14 protein-coding genes are annotated in these 15,565 nt (G+C 59.8%); 5 read left to right on the top strand and 9 right to left on the bottom strand.

What is annotated here, in order from left to right; genetic code table 11:
* Positions 1-140: 140 nt before the first annotated feature.
* From pyk to gcl, 5 genes are all read right to left on the bottom strand, one after another.
* On the bottom strand, positions 141-1,556 hold the full coding sequence (gene pyk, locus KGB24_RS28700; RefSeq protein ID WP_008026782.1) for a pyruvate kinase: 1,416 nt from the start codon (positions 1,554-1,556) through the stop codon (positions 141-143).
* Positions 1,546-2,826 (bottom strand): glycerate kinase, encoded by a 1,281-nt coding sequence (locus KGB24_RS28695; protein WP_223416497.1) that lies wholly within the window; start codon positions 2,824-2,826, stop codon positions 1,546-1,548. Before KGB24_RS28695 ends, pyk begins: the two co-directional genes overlap by 11 nt.
* A 147-nt stretch (positions 2,827-2,973) precedes the next feature.
* Positions 2,974-3,867: a 2-hydroxy-3-oxopropionate reductase gene (locus KGB24_RS28690; protein WP_223416498.1), complete on the bottom strand. Its 894-nt coding sequence runs from the start codon at positions 3,865-3,867 to the stop codon at positions 2,974-2,976.
* A 150-nt stretch (positions 3,868-4,017) separates the two neighbouring features.
* The gene (hyi, locus tag KGB24_RS28685; protein WP_192226085.1) at positions 4,018-4,800 is read right to left on the bottom strand and encodes a hydroxypyruvate isomerase; all 783 of its coding nucleotides are present in this window, start codon (positions 4,798-4,800) and stop codon (positions 4,018-4,020) included.
* 132 nt (positions 4,801-4,932) lie between these two features.
* Positions 4,933-6,708, bottom strand: a complete 1,776-nt coding sequence (gcl, locus tag KGB24_RS28680) for a glyoxylate carboligase (RefSeq protein WP_008026775.1) — start codon at positions 6,706-6,708, stop codon at positions 4,933-4,935.
* A 267-nt stretch (positions 6,709-6,975) separates the two neighbouring features.
* Between gcl and KGB24_RS28675 the strand changes: the two genes are divergently transcribed.
* Both KGB24_RS28675 and KGB24_RS28670 read left to right on the top strand, forming a co-directional pair.
* Positions 6,976-7,416: a GlcG/HbpS family heme-binding protein gene (locus tag KGB24_RS28675; RefSeq protein WP_008039877.1), complete on the top strand. Its 441-nt coding sequence runs from the start codon at positions 6,976-6,978 to the stop codon at positions 7,414-7,416.
* Positions 7,417-7,613: 197 nt separating this feature from the next.
* On the top strand, positions 7,614-8,072 hold the full coding sequence (locus KGB24_RS28670; protein ID WP_223416499.1) for an REP-associated tyrosine transposase: 459 nt from the start codon (positions 7,614-7,616) through the stop codon (positions 8,070-8,072).
* Between the two features lie 99 nt (positions 8,073-8,171).
* Here the strand turns inward: KGB24_RS28670 and KGB24_RS28665 are convergent, their stop codons facing one another.
* Positions 8,172-8,780, bottom strand: a complete 609-nt coding sequence (locus KGB24_RS28665) for a TetR/AcrR family transcriptional regulator (protein ID WP_008026771.1) — start codon at positions 8,778-8,780, stop codon at positions 8,172-8,174.
* 134 nt (positions 8,781-8,914) lie between these two features.
* Here KGB24_RS28665 and KGB24_RS28660 point away from each other — a divergent pair, with 134 nt between their 5' ends.
* Positions 8,915-9,829, top strand: coding sequence for a DUF808 domain-containing protein (locus KGB24_RS28660; protein WP_223474902.1), 915 nt, complete (start codon positions 8,915-8,917; stop codon positions 9,827-9,829).
* A 184-nt stretch (positions 9,830-10,013) separates the two neighbouring features.
* Here KGB24_RS28660 and KGB24_RS28655 read toward each other — a convergent pair whose 3' ends face one another.
* Positions 10,014-10,802, bottom strand: coding sequence for a VacJ family lipoprotein (locus KGB24_RS28655; RefSeq protein ID WP_008026766.1), 789 nt, complete (start codon positions 10,800-10,802; stop codon positions 10,014-10,016).
* The gene (locus tag KGB24_RS28650; RefSeq protein ID WP_008026764.1) at positions 10,795-12,093 is read right to left on the bottom strand and encodes a hypothetical protein; all 1,299 of its coding nucleotides are present in this window, start codon (positions 12,091-12,093) and stop codon (positions 10,795-10,797) included. Before KGB24_RS28650 ends, KGB24_RS28655 begins: the two co-directional genes overlap by 8 nt.
* A gap of 225 nt (positions 12,094-12,318) precedes the next feature.
* Here KGB24_RS28650 and KGB24_RS28645 point away from each other — a divergent pair, with 225 nt between their 5' ends.
* Positions 12,319-12,687, top strand: coding sequence for a hypothetical protein (locus KGB24_RS28645; RefSeq protein ID WP_223416194.1), 369 nt, complete (start codon positions 12,319-12,321; stop codon positions 12,685-12,687).
* Between the two features lie 109 nt (positions 12,688-12,796).
* Here KGB24_RS28645 and KGB24_RS28640 read toward each other — a convergent pair whose 3' ends face one another.
* Positions 12,797-14,392 carry a beta (1-6) glucans synthase gene (locus KGB24_RS28640; RefSeq protein WP_223416195.1) on the bottom strand — a complete coding sequence of 532 codons (1,596 nt, stop codon included), beginning with the start codon at positions 14,390-14,392 and terminating at the stop codon, positions 12,797-12,799.
* Positions 14,393-14,693: 301 nt separating this feature from the next.
* Between KGB24_RS28640 and KGB24_RS28635 the strand changes: the two genes are divergently transcribed.
* On the top strand, positions 14,694-15,545 hold the full coding sequence (locus KGB24_RS28635; protein ID WP_008039894.1) for a glycine betaine ABC transporter substrate-binding protein: 852 nt from the start codon (positions 14,694-14,696) through the stop codon (positions 15,543-15,545).
* Positions 15,546-15,565: the final 20 nt, after the last annotated feature.

The raw sequence follows: 15,565 nt of genomic DNA, 5'->3' as shown, positions 1-15,565 counted from the left end.
GGGTGTTTCAGTGAAACCGAGTCGCCAGCATCGCCAGCAGGCTGGCTCCCACACTGAATCTGCGTTCAGTCTTGATTTCGTTATCGACACAAAACCAATGTGGGAGCCAGCCTGCTGGCGATGAGGCCGGTATGGGCGCTCTAGATCAACGTCTCGATACGCAAAGAGTTAGTCGACCCAGGCTGCCCAAACGGCACACCCGCCGTGATCAATAAAGTGTCCCCGCGCTGCGCCATGCCCTGCGCCTGCGCAATCTCCAGCGCCGTCGAACACACCTCATCCACCTGGCGCAGACGATCATTGACCACCGAATGCACCCCCCACGCCACGGTCAAGCGGCGAGCGGTCTGCAGGTTCGGCGTCAGGTTCAGAATCGGCACCGTCGGCCGTTCCCGCGCCGCTCGCAGACTCGACGTGCCGGACTCGCTGTAGTTCACCAGCACCGCCACCGGCAACACGTTACTGATGCGACGAATCGCACAGCTGATCGCATCGGAAACGGTCGCCTCGGCTTTCGGCCGGCTGACGTCCAGTTGCGTCTGATAGTCCGGACCGTTTTCCACCTGGCGGATGATCTTGCTCATCATCTGCACAGCTTCTATCGGGTATTCGCCGGATGCGGTTTCCGCCGACAGCATCACCGCATCGGCGCCTTCGGCCACGGCGTTGGCCACATCGGTGACTTCGGCGCGGGTCGGGGCCGGGGAGAAACGCATCGACTCCAGCATCTGCGTCGCCACCACCACCGGTTTGCCGAGTTGGCGGCAGATGCTGATGATGTTCTTCTGAATCTGCGGCACGCTTTCGGCGGGCACTTCGACGCCGAGGTCGCCACGGGCAACCATGATCGCGTCGCTCAATTCGGCGATTTCCCGCAGTTGCGTGACCGCCGACGGCTTCTCGATCTTGGCCATCAAAAACGCTTTGTCGCCGATCAGTTCACGCGCTTCGCGAATGTCTTCCGGGCGCTGCACGAACGACAGCGCGACCCAATCCACGCCCAACTCCAGACCGAAACTCAAATCGCGACGATCCTTGGCCGTCAGCGGGCTTAACTCCAGCACCGCTTGCGGCACGTTCACGCCTTTGCGGTCCGAGAGTTCGCCGCCATTGAGCACCGTGGTGTCGATTGCATCAGCGTATTTGGTGACCACGCGCAGTCGCAGTTTTCCGTCGTCGAGCAGCAAGTCCATGCCCGGTTCCAGCGCGGCGATGATTTCCGGGTGCGGCAGGTTGACCCGGCGTTGATCGCCCGGCGTCGGGTCCAGGTCCAGGCGCAGGGCCTGACCGCGATGCAACTGCACCTTGCCTTCGGCGAACTTGCCGACCCGCAGTTTCGGGCCTTGCAGGTCCATCAGGATCCCGAGCGGATAATTCAGTTGGCGCTCGACTTCACGAATCCATTGATAGCGTTGAGCGTGGTCGGCGTGATCGCCGTGGCTGAAGTTCAGGCGGAAGATGTTGACCCCGGCCTGCACCAGTTCGCGGATGTCTTCGATCCCGTCGGTGGCCGGGCCGAGGGTGGCGAGGATTTTGACCTTTTTATCAGGCGTCATTTTTTGTGCTCTCGAGAATCAGGATGGCGCGGAAGTCGTTGACGTTGGTGCGGGTCGGCTCGGTGACGATCAACGCGTCGAGCGCCGCGAAATAGCCGTAGCCATTGTTGTTGTCGAGTTCATCGCTGGCGCTCAAACCGAGGGCGGCCGCGCGGGCGTAGCTGTCCGGGGTCATGATCGCCCCGGCATTGTCTTCCGAGCCGTCGATGCCATCGGTGTCGCCGGCCAGCGCGTAGACGCCGGGCAAGCCTTTGAGGCTGTCGTTCAGGCTCAGGAGGAATTCGGCGTTGCGTCCGCCGCGACCGTTGCCGCGCACGGTGACCGTGGTTTCACCGCCCGAAAGGATCACGCACGGCGCCGCCAATGGCTGGCCATGCAAGACCACTTGCCGAGCGATGCCGGCGTGAACCTTGGCCACTTCGCGGGATTCGCCTTCCAGATCGCCGAGGATCAGCGGACTGAAACCGGCCTGACGGGCTTTCACCGCGGCGGCTTCAAGTGACTGTTGTGGACGGGCGATCAATTGGAAATGACTGCGCGCCAGGCTCGGGTCGCCGGGTTTGACCGTCTCCGATTCCGGGCTTTGCAGCCAGTTGCGCACCGACGCCGGGACTTCAATGTCGTATCGCTTGAGGATCGCCAGCGCTTCGGCGGAGGTGCTCGGGTCGGCCACGGTGGGGCCGGAAGCGATGACCGTGGCGAGGTCGCCCGGTACATCGGAAATCGCATAGGTATAAACAGTGGCGGGCCAGCAGGCTTTGCCGAGACGGCCGCCCTTGATCGCCGAGAGGTGCTTGCGCACGCAGTTCATCTCGCCGATGGTCGCGCCGGATTTGAGCAGGGCTTTGTTGATCGATTGCTTGTCGGCGAGCGTAATCCCTTGGGCCGGAAGGGCGAGCAACGCAGAACCGCCACCGGAGAGCAGGAAGATGACGCGGTCGTCTCCGCTCAGGTTGCTGACCAGATCCAGCACGCGCTTGGCGACGGCCAGGCCGGCGGCGTCCGGTACCGGGTGAGCGGCTTCGACGACTTCGATTTTTTCGCACGGGGCGCCGTGACCGTAACGCGTCACTACCAGGCCGGACACTTCACCCTGCCAGCAGCGCTCGACCACTTGGGCCATGGCGGCGGCGGCTTTGCCGGCACCGATGACGATCACGCGACCGCTGCGGTCAGTGGGCAAATGAGCTTCGAGGACTTGCTGCGGATGGGCCGCGTCAATGGCTGTGGCAAACAGCTCACGCAGGAATTGTTGCGGATCGACCGACATGGCGGGCTCCCGGAATTCTTGTTATTAGAGGAAAACTATTTGCCCCTGTAGGAGCGAGGCTTGCCCGCGAACCGGACACCACGGTGTTTCTGCTGCACCGAGGCGCTCCCTTCGCGGGCAAGCCTCGCTCCTACAGGGAGCAATGGCTTACTGCTTATCGCGAATCGAGAAATTCGCCATGTGCTCCAGGCCTTTGATCAGCGCCGAGTGGTCCCAGTTGCTGCCACCGATGGCCGCGCAGGTGCTGAACACTTGCTGGGCGTTGGCGGTGTTCGGCAGGTTGATGTTCAGCTCCTTGGCGCCTTGCAGGGCCAGGTTCAGGTCCTTCTGGTGCAGGCTGATGCGGAAGCCTGGGTCGAAGGTGCCTTTGATCATGCGCTCGCCATGCACTTCGAGGATTTTCGACGAAGCGAAACCGCCCATCAGCGCTTCACGCACCTTGGCTGGATCGGCACCGTTTTTCGAAGCGAACAGCAGGGCTTCGGCTACGGCCTGAATGTTCAGCGCGACGATGATCTGGTTCGCCACTTTCGCGGTTTGACCGTCGCCGTTGCCACCCACCAGGGTGATGTTCTTGCCCATCGCCTGGAACAGCGGCAAGGCGCGTTCGAAGGCATCGGCATCGCCGCCGACCATGATGCTCAGGGTCGCAGCCTTGGCACCGACTTCACCGCCGGACACCGGCGCGTCGAGGTACTGCGCGCCTTTTTCGTTGATCTTGGCTGCGAAGGCCTTGGTGGCGGTGGGCGAGATCGAGCTCATGTCGATGACGACTTTGCCCTTGCCGACACCGGCCGCAATGCCGTCGGCGCGGAACAGCACGTCATCGACCTGCGGGGTATCCGGCACCATGACGATGATGAATTCAGCTTCTTGCGCGACTTCTTTCGGGTTCGCCAGGGCGACAGCGCCACCGGCGATCAGGTCGGCAGGCGCGGCATCGTGGTGCGCCGACAGGAACAGGCTGTGACCGGCTTTCTGCAGGTTCAACGCCATTGGGTGGCCCATGATGCCGGTGCCGATAAATCCGATTTTAGCCATGAGAAATTCCTCTTGTTTTTATTGCTGCTTCAAGCAAATAGGGGAGCGCTTTTGTAGGAGCCGGCTTGCTGGCGATGGCATCGACACGGTGTATCAGAAACACCGCGTTGCCTGGATCGCCAGCAAGCCGGCTCCTACAAGGGATCTACGTCAGATCGCGTTATGGGTTTTCAGCCAGCCCAGGCCGGCTTCGGTGGTGGTCAGCGGCTTGTATTCGCAACCGACCCAACCCTGATAACCAATCCGGTCCAGGTGTTCGAACAGGAAGCGGTAGTTGATTTCACCGGTGCCCGGTTCGTTGCGTCCCGGGTTGTCCGCCAATTGCACGTGATTGATTTCACTGAGGTGCGATTGCAGGGTGCGGGCCAGGTCGCCTTCCATGATTTGCATGTGATAGATGTCGTATTGCAGGAACAGATTGGCGCTGCCGACCTGTTCGCGAATCGACAGGGCTTGCGCCGTGTTGTTCAGGTAGAACCCTGGGATGTCGCGGGTGTTGATCGCTTCCATCACCAGTTTGATGCCCGCCGCTTGCAGCTTGTCGGCCGCATACTTGAGGTTGGCGACAAAGGTTTTTTCCACGGTGGCATCGTCGACACCTTGTGGACGAATACCGGCCAGGCAGTTGACCTGGGTGTTGCCCAGCACTTGCGCGTAGGCGATCGCCAGATCGACCCCGGCGCGGAACTCTTCAACCCGGTCCGGCAGGCACGCGATACCGCGTTCGCCCTTGGCCCAGTCACCGGCCGGCAGGTTGAACAACACCTGGGTCAGACCGTTGGCGTCGAGCTTGGCCTTGATCTCTGCGGAGCTGAAATCGTAAGGGAACAGATATTCGACACCACTGAAGCCGGCCTTGGCGGCCGCTTCGAAACGGGCAAGAAAATCCTGTTCGGTGAACAGCATGGACAGGTTGGCTGCGAAACGCGGCATGGTGGTCTCCCGTAAATGTGTGGCCCTTGTAGGAGCCGGCTTGCTGGCGATAGCGGTGTATCAATCGACATTGATGTGGATGACACACCGCATCGCCAGCAAGCCGGCTCCTACAAGGGAGGCGGTCAGTTGTTAATCGAGCAGCGAAATCGCGGTCGGCGCATCGTTGCCGACCAGCGCCAGGTCTTCGAATTCGTTGACGGCGTTGATCTCGGTGCCCATGGAAATGTTGGTCACGCGCTCCAGAATAATCTCGACGATCACCGGCACCTTGAACTCTTCGATCAGCTCCTGGGCCCTGCGCAGTGCAGGCTGGATCTGAGCCGGTTCGAACACACGCAGCGCCTTGCAACCGAGGCCTTCGGCAACCGCGACGTGGTCGACACCGTAACCGTTGAGTTCCGGAGCGTTCAGGTTATCGAAGGACAGCTGCACGCAGTAGTCCATGTCGAAACCACGCTGGGCCTGACGAATCAGTCCCAGGTACGAATTGTTTACCACAACATGGATGTACGGCAGCTTGAACTGCGCGCCCACCGCCAATTCTTCGATCATGAACTGGAAGTCATAGTCGCCCGACAGTGCCACAACCTTGCGGTTCGGATCGGCCTTGACCACGCCCAGTGCAGCCGGAATCGTCCAGCCCAGCGGGCCGGCCTGACCGCAGTTGATCCAGTGACGCGGCTTGTAGACGTGCAGGAACTGCGCGCCGGCAATCTGCGACAGACCGATGGTGCTGACGTAGCAGGTGTCTTTGCCGAACACCTGGTTCATCTCTTCGTAAACGCGCTGCGGTTTGACCGGCACGTTATCGAAGTGCGTTTTGCGTTGCAGGCTGGCTTTGCGCTGCTGGCAGTCTTGCAGCCAGGCGCTGCGGTTTTTCAGCTTGCCGGCGGCTTGCCATTCGCGAGCGACTTCGATGAACACGGTCAGCGCGGCAGCGGCGTCGGAAACGATGCCCAGGTCCGGGTTGAACACGCGGCCGATTTGCGTCGGCTCGATGTCAACGTGAATGAACTTGCGGCCTTCGGTGTACACGTCGATTGAGCCGGTGTGGCGGTTGGCCCAACGGTTACCGACGCCCAGTACCACGTCGGACTTCAGCAGGGTGGCGTTGCCGTAACGGTGCGAAGTCTGCAAGCCCACCATGCCAACCATCAACGGGTGATCGTCCGGGATCGTGCCCCAGCCCATCAGGGTCGGGATCACCGGAATGCCGGTCAGCTCGGCGAATTCCACCAGCAACTCGCTGGCGTCGGCATTGATGATGCCGCCACCGGCGACCAGCAATGGACGCTCGGCCTGATCGAGCATGGCCAGGGCCTTCTCGATTTGCACGCGATTAGCGGTTGGCTTGGCCAGTGGCAGCGGTTCGTAGGCGTCGATGTCGAATTCGATTTCGGCCATCTGCACGTCGAACGGCAGGTCGATCAGCACTGGGCCTGGACGGCCGGAGCGCATTTCGTAGAAGGCTTTCTGGAACGCATACGGCACCTGGCCCGGTTCCATGACCGTGGTCGCCCACTTGGTCACTGGCTTGACGATGGTGGTGATATCGACAGCCTGGAAGTCTTCCTTGTGCATGCGGGCGCGGGGTGCTTGCCCGGTGATGCACAGAATCGGGATCGAGTCGGCCGAGGCGCTGTAGAGCCCGGTGACCATGTCGGTACCGGCCGGGCCGGAAGTGCCGATGCACACGCCGATGTTGCCGGCCTTGGTGCGGGTGTAGCCCTCGGCCATGTGCGACGCGCCTTCAACGTGTCGAGCGAGGACGTGATCGATGCCGCCGACCTTTTGCAGGGCGGAGTACAGCGGGTTGATGGCGGCACCGGGGATGCCAAAAGCGGTATCAACCCCTTCACGGCGCATCACCAGAACGGCGGCTTCGATTGCTCTCATTTTGCTCATGGTTTTGTGTCTCTTACGTTTTGTAATTGTATACAAGTGGCTTTGCGCAGAGTGTATTCACGGCGGACGGCGCAGGTCAATCCATTTTCTCAAGCGACTGTTTCATTCGTCGGAAGCCTGTTCTGCTGTGGCTTTTCGTCGCATGTGGCGCTTTTCGATAATTATTGTATACAAAAAAATAACTCATTGTGTTCTATTTGTTGCATCGGACTGCGATGCAAGCGCGCAGTCCTTCCGCTTTCCCTATAACAAAATGAGGACGGCACCATGAGCGCTTTAACCTTGAAAGTGGCAGTCAACCTGACCAGTCAGGCCATCTCCGCCGCGCGTGCAATCAACGCGGCCCCTTTGACCATCGCCGTGCTGGATGCCGGCGGACACCTGGTTTCCCTGCAACGTGAAGACGGCGCCAGCCTGCTTCGGCCACAAATCGCCATCGGCAAAGCCTGGGGCGCCATTGCGCTGGGCAAAGGCTCACGCCTGCTGGCGCTGGACGCCCAGCAACGCCCGGCGTTTATCGCGGCATTGAACAGCCTGGGGCAGGGCAGCGTGGTGCCGGCACCGGGCGGTGTGTTGATTCGGGATCAGGACGGGAATGTGCTGGGAGCTGTGGGCATCAGCGGGGATTTGTCAGATGTTGATGAACAGTGTGCGATCAATGCGATCGAGGCGTTGGGGTTGAAGGCGGATGCGGGGGTAGCAGCTTGAATCATGGGTGACTGATCCACCGCTATCGCCAGCAGGCTGGCTCCCACAGGGATCATCTGAGTGTCAGAAATCAACTGTGGGAGCCAGCCTGCTGGCGATGACAAGCCGTCAGACACATCCATCTAAATGTCTGCCCCACCCTTGGGTAATATCAGGACTAGCCTTCTTCATGAATTAATCATGCAAGGGGCAAAGGAATGCCTGATCTACCCGCGTCAAATCGCCTGCGCATTGGCCGTTATACCGAGCCCAGCCGGATTTATCTGCTGACTACCATTACACGCGACCGAGAGCCGATATTCAAAGACTTCACTTTGGGTAGAGTGGTGGTTAATCAATTTCGCTGCGCTCAGGATCAAGGTTTCGCTAATTCACTGGCCTGGGTGGTCATGCACGATCACTTTCATTGGTTGATTGAGTTGCAGAAGGGATCTTTGAGTGAGCTGATGCAAAAAACCAAGTCGATGAGCACCAAAGCCATAAAGCAGTCTACCGGTCGAAGCACCAGTCTCTGGCAGAGAGGATTTCATGATCGGGCACTGCGGCGGGAAGAGGATTTGGTGAAACTGGCTCGATATGTAGTAGCCAACCCGTTGCGGGCTGGACTGGTCGGGAAGCTTGGCGATTATCCGTTGTGGGATGCTGTTTGGGTTTGAGCTGAAATCGAGTTGCCTTCATCGCGAGCAGGCTCACTCCTACAGGGAAATGCATTCCAAATGTAGGAGAGAGCCTGCTCGCGATGAAGGCAACTCGGTCTACCGATCCGGCTCACACCCCTTGAGCACCAACCGGATAATCGTCTGCGCCGCCGCTTCATAATCCTCTTCATCCAGCTTGGCCTTGCCGGTGATGGCAGTAATCTGCCAGTCAAAGTCGGCATAGGTCTGGGTCGCGGCCCAGATGCTGAACATCAGGTGGTTGGGGTCGATGGGGGCGATCTGGCCGCGGTCGATCCAGGTCTGGATGCAGTCGATGTTGTGTTTCGCCTGGCTGTTCAGTTGTTCGACCAGGTCGGCGCTCAGGTGCGGGGCACCGTGCATGATTTCGCTGGCGAACACCTTGGAGGCGAAGGGCAAGTCGCGGGAGATGCGGATTTTCGAGCGAATGTAGCCGCTCAGCACTTCACTGGGCACGCCGTCGGCGTTGAACGGCGTCGAGGCCTGCAGAATCGGCTCGATGATGCTTTCCAGAACCTCTCGGTAGAGGTTTTCCTTGGATTTGAAGTAGTAGTAGACGTTGGGCTTGGGCAATCCCGCCTTGGCTGCGATGTCACTGGTTTTGGTCGCAGCGAAGCCTTTGTCGGCAAATTCTTCACTGGCGGCACGCAGGATCAGTTCTTTGTTGCGCTCGCGGATAGTGCTCATAAACCAGGTGGTTCCTTGCCTGTTCTGGCGGTTGCGCATGGTAGCACCGGCCTCGCGCGGCGCTCAAGAATGCCCCATGTGGCGCTCGGCCGCGCTATGCTGCGCAGCATTCATTCCAGAAGGACACCTGATTCATGGCAGGAAGCAGTTTACTGTTGCTGATCGACGACATTGCCGCGGTACTCGACGATGTGGCGTTGATGACCAAAATGGCCGCCAAGAAAACCGCCGGCGTGCTCGGTGACGATCTGGCGCTCAATGCCCAGCAGGTCAGCGGCGTACGTGCCGAACGGGAAATCCCGGTCGTTTGGGCAGTGGCGAAGGGCTCGTTTCTCAACAAACTGATTCTGGTGCCGTCGGCGCTGGCGATCAGTGCATTCATTCCGTGGCTGGTCACGCCGTTGCTGATGGTCGGCGGCGCCTACCTGTGTTTCGAAGGTTTTGAAAAACTCGCGCACAAATTCCTGCACAGCAAGGCTGAAGACCAGGTCGAGCATGCCGAGCTTGTCGAAGCGGTGGCGAATCCGGCGGTCGATCTGGTGGCGTTCGAAAAGGACAAGATCAAGGGCGCCATCCGTACCGACTTCATTCTTTCGGCCGAAATCATCGCCATCACCCTTGGCACCGTGGCCGATGCGTCGCTGACCCAGCAAGTCATCGTGCTCTCGGGCATTGCCATCGTCATGACCATCGGCGTCTATGGGCTGGTGGCGGGCATCGTCAAGCTCGATGACCTCGGTCTGTGGCTGACCCAGAAGCCCGGCCAGATGGCCAAAAGCATTGGCGGCGGGATTCTGCGTGCGGCGCCGTACATGATGAAAAGCCTGTCGGTGATCGGGACGGCGGCGATGTTCCTGGTCGGTGGCGGGATTCTCACTCACGGCGTGCCGGTGGTTCATCACTGGATTGAAGGTGTCAGCGCAGGGGCGGGCGGTGCCGGGTTTATCGTGCCAACGTTGCTGAATGCCGTGGCGGGGATTGTGGCGGGGGCGGTGGTGTTGGCGGGTGTGATGGTTGTCAGCAAAATCTGGCGGGCAGTCAAACGCTGAACCTGTAGGAGCCGGCTTGCCGGCGATGGTCGTTAACGATAACGCGGGGGTACTGGTTAAACGCGGTGCACTTGAGACCATCGCCAGCAAGCCGGCTCCTACACCGTGGGCCCTACAACCCAGTGAAAGCTGCAAAAAAAGGCCATTCGATTCACATCGAATGGCCTTTTTTGTTGCCGATGAATTACTCGGCGATCTGCAGCTTGCGCGACTCGGTGTACACGTAACGCACCTTTTCGTATTCGAACGGCGAGTTCAGCTGGCCGTAGCGGAAGCTGGTCTGGTGGCGCTTGTCGATGCTGCGCAGGGCCCACACCTCAGGGTGGTTGGAACTGACTTCGGAGACGTTCAGGAAGTTGATCGCCGATTCGGCAGTGAAGTCCACGGCCAGGCCGCCGGTGTCGCGGATGTTGGACGGGCCGAGGATCGGCAGCACGAAGTAGGCGCCGCCCGGTACGCCGTAGAAACCGAGCGTCTGGCCGAAGTCTTCGCTCTGGCGCGGCAGGCCCATGGCCGTGGCCGGGTCCCACAGGCCGGCGATGCCGATGGTGGTGTTGAGCAACAGGCGTGCGGTGGTTTCCATCGAACGCTGGCCCTTGAACTGCAACAAGCTGTTGAGCAGGTTCGGTACGTCGCCGAGGTTGTTGAAGAAATTGCTGACCCCGGTGCGCAGGAAGCTTGGCGTGATGTAGCGATACCCGTCGACCACCGGCAGGAACACCCATTGGTCGAAGCGGTAGTTGAAGTGATACACCCGGCGGTTCCACTCTTCCAGCGGGTCGTACACGTTCAGGGCGTTGAGGGAGGAGCGTTCGAATTCGCGCTGATCCAGGCCCGGGTTGAACTTGAGTTTGCTCAGTGGCTCCTTGAAGCCGTCACTGTCGACGACCACCGGGGCGTTGGCTTTGCTGTTGTCGGCATTGGCGACGCCTGCACAGAGTAACGCTGCGATAAGCAGGAGGTATTTAGCCACGGAAGAACTCCAGCATGGCGTCGCTGTTGACGCGATAGTTAAGGTTGCCGCAGTGGCCGCCCAGTGGATAAACCGTCAAGCGGTCGCCGAAGGTCTTGCGCAGGAAACCGAGGTCACCCGGGCCGAGGATCACGTCGTCGGCATTGTGCATGACCGCGATTTTCGGGCTGTCGTGCAGGTAATCCTTCAGGGCATACAGGCTGACCTGGTCGATCAGTTGCAGCAGGCTGCCGCCGTCAGTGCGCGCGCGCCACATCGGGATCACTTGTTCGGTGATGTAGCAGTCGAAGTCGCACTGCAGCGCACGCTTGAGGTATGGCGTGAGGCTGGTGCCTTCGGTGATGGGCGTTTTCGGCGGAGTGATCAGGCCGCGACGGTTGATCAGGTCCGAAGTGAAAGCGATGTCGGCCGCCGAGAAGCGGAACGACGTGCCGATCAGCATGGCCATCTGTTCGTTGGTCAGGTGCTGCTTGGACTGCTGGAAGTCGTAGAGCAGGGCGTCGTTGAGGTCGATGTAGCCTTTTTGCTGGAAGTATCGGGTCAGTTTGTCCAGCACCAGTTCATAGAACGTGGTGGTGTTGTTGATGCCCTTGACCTCGGTCTGGACGAGTCTGTCCAGGTTGGTGATCGAGGTGTAGAGGTTGACCGGTGGGTTGAGCAGCAAGACTTTCTTGAAATTGAAACTGCGGCGGGTTTCATCCAGATGCGCGACAAATGCCGCATCCAGCGCCCCCAGGCTGTAGCCGGTCAGGTAGTAATCGGTGACGGCCACTTTCGGGTTTTGTGCCCGCACGGCCTGCATCACCCGGTACATGTCTTCGGCGTCATCCTTGGTGATGCCGGGTGTGGCAAAGCGTGAAGCGGCACTCATGAAGTCGAAGCTGGTGGGCGACGACAGCTGCACCACGTGGTAACCCGCCTTGTAGTAGAGCTTTTTCAGGTATTCGTTAAGGCTGCTGTCAAAGCGCGCACCGGTGCCGGCGATCAGGAAGATCAACGGGGCGGCTTTATCCTGGGTGGCGATGCGGTAGGTCAGCTTCTTCACCGGCCAGAAGTTGTCCGGCAGTTCGAACTCACGCTCCGGGCGCAGCGTGACGGTGCGGGTTTCCTGGTCGATGTCATCGTCAAGCGGCAACTCCGGGCGCAGGTCCGGCGGCGTCGTGGCGATGGTCGCCTCGAACGGGTTGGTCAAGGGATAGCCATAACTGGCGGCGTCGATATCGACCGCCAGTGCGGACGCACTCAAGATAAGGCCGCTAAACAGAGCGGCGAAGCGCAAGGAACGGAGCATGACTGGATCCCTTATAGAAAGGTGCCGAATGAAGTTCGCAGGCTATGACCACGGGGGTTGCGCCAAAGTGCCATGTATCGACACCAATCAGGCCAAATTTCAGAGTAATAGTAGCTGGACGATACACTTTGCAGTGATTGAGTGCCCAGTTAACTGTTGTTAAGGCTTGCGTCAGGCTGCCGGGGGATTAAGCTGGCCGCCGTTTTTCGCTGATTGGAGTGCTTCATGTCCCGCCGTTTACCGGTAATTCTGCTGCTTGTTTTGCTGCCTTTATGGCTGGCTGCCAGTTATGGCGCGCGGTATGGCTTCATGGAGGATGCGCAATGGGTCGGCCTCTGCGCGGACGATACGAGTCGCTGGGAATGCCTGGTCCGCTCGAACCTGGGCCTGATGATTCATTTCCAGGTGTTGGGTTGGGCGGCAGTGGCCGCCGCCGTGATCGGGTTCGTGTTGCCGGGGCGGGCAGGGTGGTGGTTGGCGGTGTTGGCGCTGGTGTTCGGGTTTCCGGCGTTGGCGTTGTACAACACGACGATGGCGGTGTTTGCGGTGGTGATTGCGGGGTTGCGGTTGGTCCGGGCGTCTCGTAGCGCCTGACAGATCGCCATCGCGAGCAGGCTCGCTCCCACAGTAGATCTTCAGTGAACACATATTATGTGAACGATGGAGATCAAATGTGGGAGCGAGCCTGCTCGCGATGGGGCCATCAACCCTTGCGAACCCGCAAACAGCGCCACAACGCCGCCACCATCAACACACTCACCAGCGCCCAGCCCCAGGCCTGCTGATTCTGCAAACCTTCGCGATACAGCTGCGGCGCAATCCCGGTACCGATGATGAAGGTCAGAAGCGCGATTTCACGACGTGGCACGCTCACCGGCCGGCACAGATAGACCAGCGCGGGCAGAATGAAAGCTACGCTCGGAAAGCTGCGATAACGCGGATCGAACACCAGTTCGAGCATCATCACAGCCGCTGCAAAACCTGCTGCTGCCAGCAACCAGCCGGCCCGACGCTCCAGCACATTGAAGGCCCGTTGACGCCAGCCGCTACGGTCACTCAGTGTCAGCGCTGCATGCATCAGTACCAACAGGTTCAAAGCCGTCAGCAACGCAACCCACAACCATTCACTGGTAAATCGGGTGGTGACGCGTGCCAGATCGCCCCAGGCGCCAATCGAACAGGCCGCCAAAGCGCCGAGCAGCGGTAGCACCAACGCAGAGCGGGTACTGCGTACACGACCGCCAAGGATCAGCGTGCCAAGGAAAATCATCCCGCCCACCGCCAGCCACTGCGACCAGTACGGTACGTTGGACACCGGCCCGGCCAGCACGCCCTTGTCCTGACGGTCGGCGTCAAACAGGCCCCAGTAACCACCAACGGCCCCTTCGCTGGCGCGTTTCCAGGGTTGGTCGAACGCTTCGATCAGGTTGTAGTGCCAGCCTTCCTGCTCGGCCATGATCACAAAGCTGCGAATGAACTTGGCCTCATTGACCCGGCTCGGCAGTGCGGTTTCGCGCTGGCGGCCTTCGCTTGGCCAGCCGGTTTCGCCAATCATCACGTCCTTGGGTGCGAATTTGTTGCCGAACACCTGACGCACTTCGCGAACATGTTGCAGCGCGGCGTCGATGTTCGACGGATCGTCTTCCCAATACGGCAGCAGGTGGATGGTCAGGAAGTCCACCGCCGGGGCGATTTCCGGGTGTTTGAGCCAGAACTCCCAGACGTCGGCATAAGTGACAGGCTGCTTGACCTGGCTTTTGACCTTGTTGATCAGCCTGGCCAATTGCGCACCGGTGACTTCCTTGCGCAACAGGGCTTCGTTGCCGACGATCACCGACGTGACCACGTCCGGGTTGGCGTTGGCCGAGGCGATCAGCAGGTCGACTTCTTTCTCGGTGTCCACCGGGTTGCTGTTCACCCACGCACCGATCATCAACTTCAGACCATGTTTGCGCGCCAGGTCGGGCAAGGCCTCGAGGCCGGTCATGGAATAGGTGCGAATGCATTCGAAGCGGGTGGCCAGCAGCGCGAGGTCAGCGTCCATGCGCTCGGGGCGCAACTTGAACGGCTGATCGAACGGTGATTGGTCCTTGTCGAACGGGGTGTAGGAGGCGCATTGCAGTTTGTGCGTCGCGCTGGCCACGTCCGGCAGAATCACCGGTTTGCCGAGGCCGTACCAAAAACCGCCGAGAGCAAAGAGCCCCAGCAGGCAGGCGAAAAGGTAAGCGAAAAAAGGAAAGCGTGATGTCGCGGGCATGGTCAGGCCGTCTGGGAGCAAAGCCGCGCATGTTACCCGCATTTGTCCCGCGCTTGGTGGCTCGCATAATTTTGACATGCAAAGTTCGGGCGGATCGCCCGAGGCCTTTCAGGTGCTCGTGATTAATGGCGTTCTGATGTCGTTTCTCGATGCCTTGAGGTCGCTGACAGCACAGGTTCAGGTTGGCGTCAGGTTGATTATCGATGCGTCAGTGTTCTCATTAATAAAACGCGCTGATGATCGTACGAGTTTGCGGTGAGGCGTGATGGGCGCGCAGTGCACCATAACAATACGTTGACGCGACTCGGCATCCGTCGAGCGCAGCACTTTCGGGGAAGTAACGATGAAGATGCGACGACTTTTAGGCGCGGGTGCCGCACTGGTACTTGCGATTGGCTCCACGATGGCCAATGCCGAGAGCAAAACCCTGAGCATCGGTTACGTTGACGGCTGGTCCGACAGCGTCGCGACCACCCACGTGGCGGCCGAAGTGATCAAGCAGAAACTGGGTTATGACGTGAAGCTGCAAGCCGTCGCCACCGGGATCATGTGGCAGGGTGTGGCCACAGGCAAACTCGACGCCATGCTGTCCGCCTGGCTGCCGGTGACTCACGGCGAATACTGGACCAAGAACAAGGATCAGGTCGTCGACTACGGCCCGAACTTCAAGGATGCAAAAATCGGCTTGATCGTGCCGGAGTACGTGAAAGCTAAAACCCTCGATGACCTGAAAACCGACGACAGCTTCAAAAAACGTATTGTCGGCATCGACGCCGGTTCAGGTGTGATGCTCAAGACCGAGCAGGCAATCAAGGACTACGACCTGACCGGTTACCAACTCAAGGCCAGTTCCGGCGCCGGCATGATTGCCGAGCTGACCCGTGCCGAGAAGAAAAACGAATCCATTGCCGTCACCGGTTGGGTGCCGCACTGGATGTTCGCCAAGTGGAAACTGCGCTTCCTGGAAGACCCGAAAGGCGTTTATGGCGCGGCTGAAACCGTGAACAGCATCGGCAGCAAAGAACTGGCAACCAAAGCGCCGGAAGTGGCCAAGTTCCTGAAGAACTTCCAGTGGGCGTCGAAAGACGAGATCGGCGAAGTCATGCTGGCGATTCAGGACGGTGCCAAGCCTGAAGCAGCGGCGAAGGATTGGGTCGCCAAGCATCCGGAGCGCGTTGCGGACTGGACCAAATGATTTGAGCTGACGTTTCTGGT

It is taken from the genome of Pseudomonas sp. BF-RE-25, from assembly GCF_019956105.1.
GTDB lineage: Bacteria > Pseudomonadota > Gammaproteobacteria > Pseudomonadales > Pseudomonadaceae > Aquipseudomonas > Aquipseudomonas migulae.
Note: the sequence above shows the minus strand (reverse complement) of the source record. Positions and strands in the feature narration are given on the sequence as shown.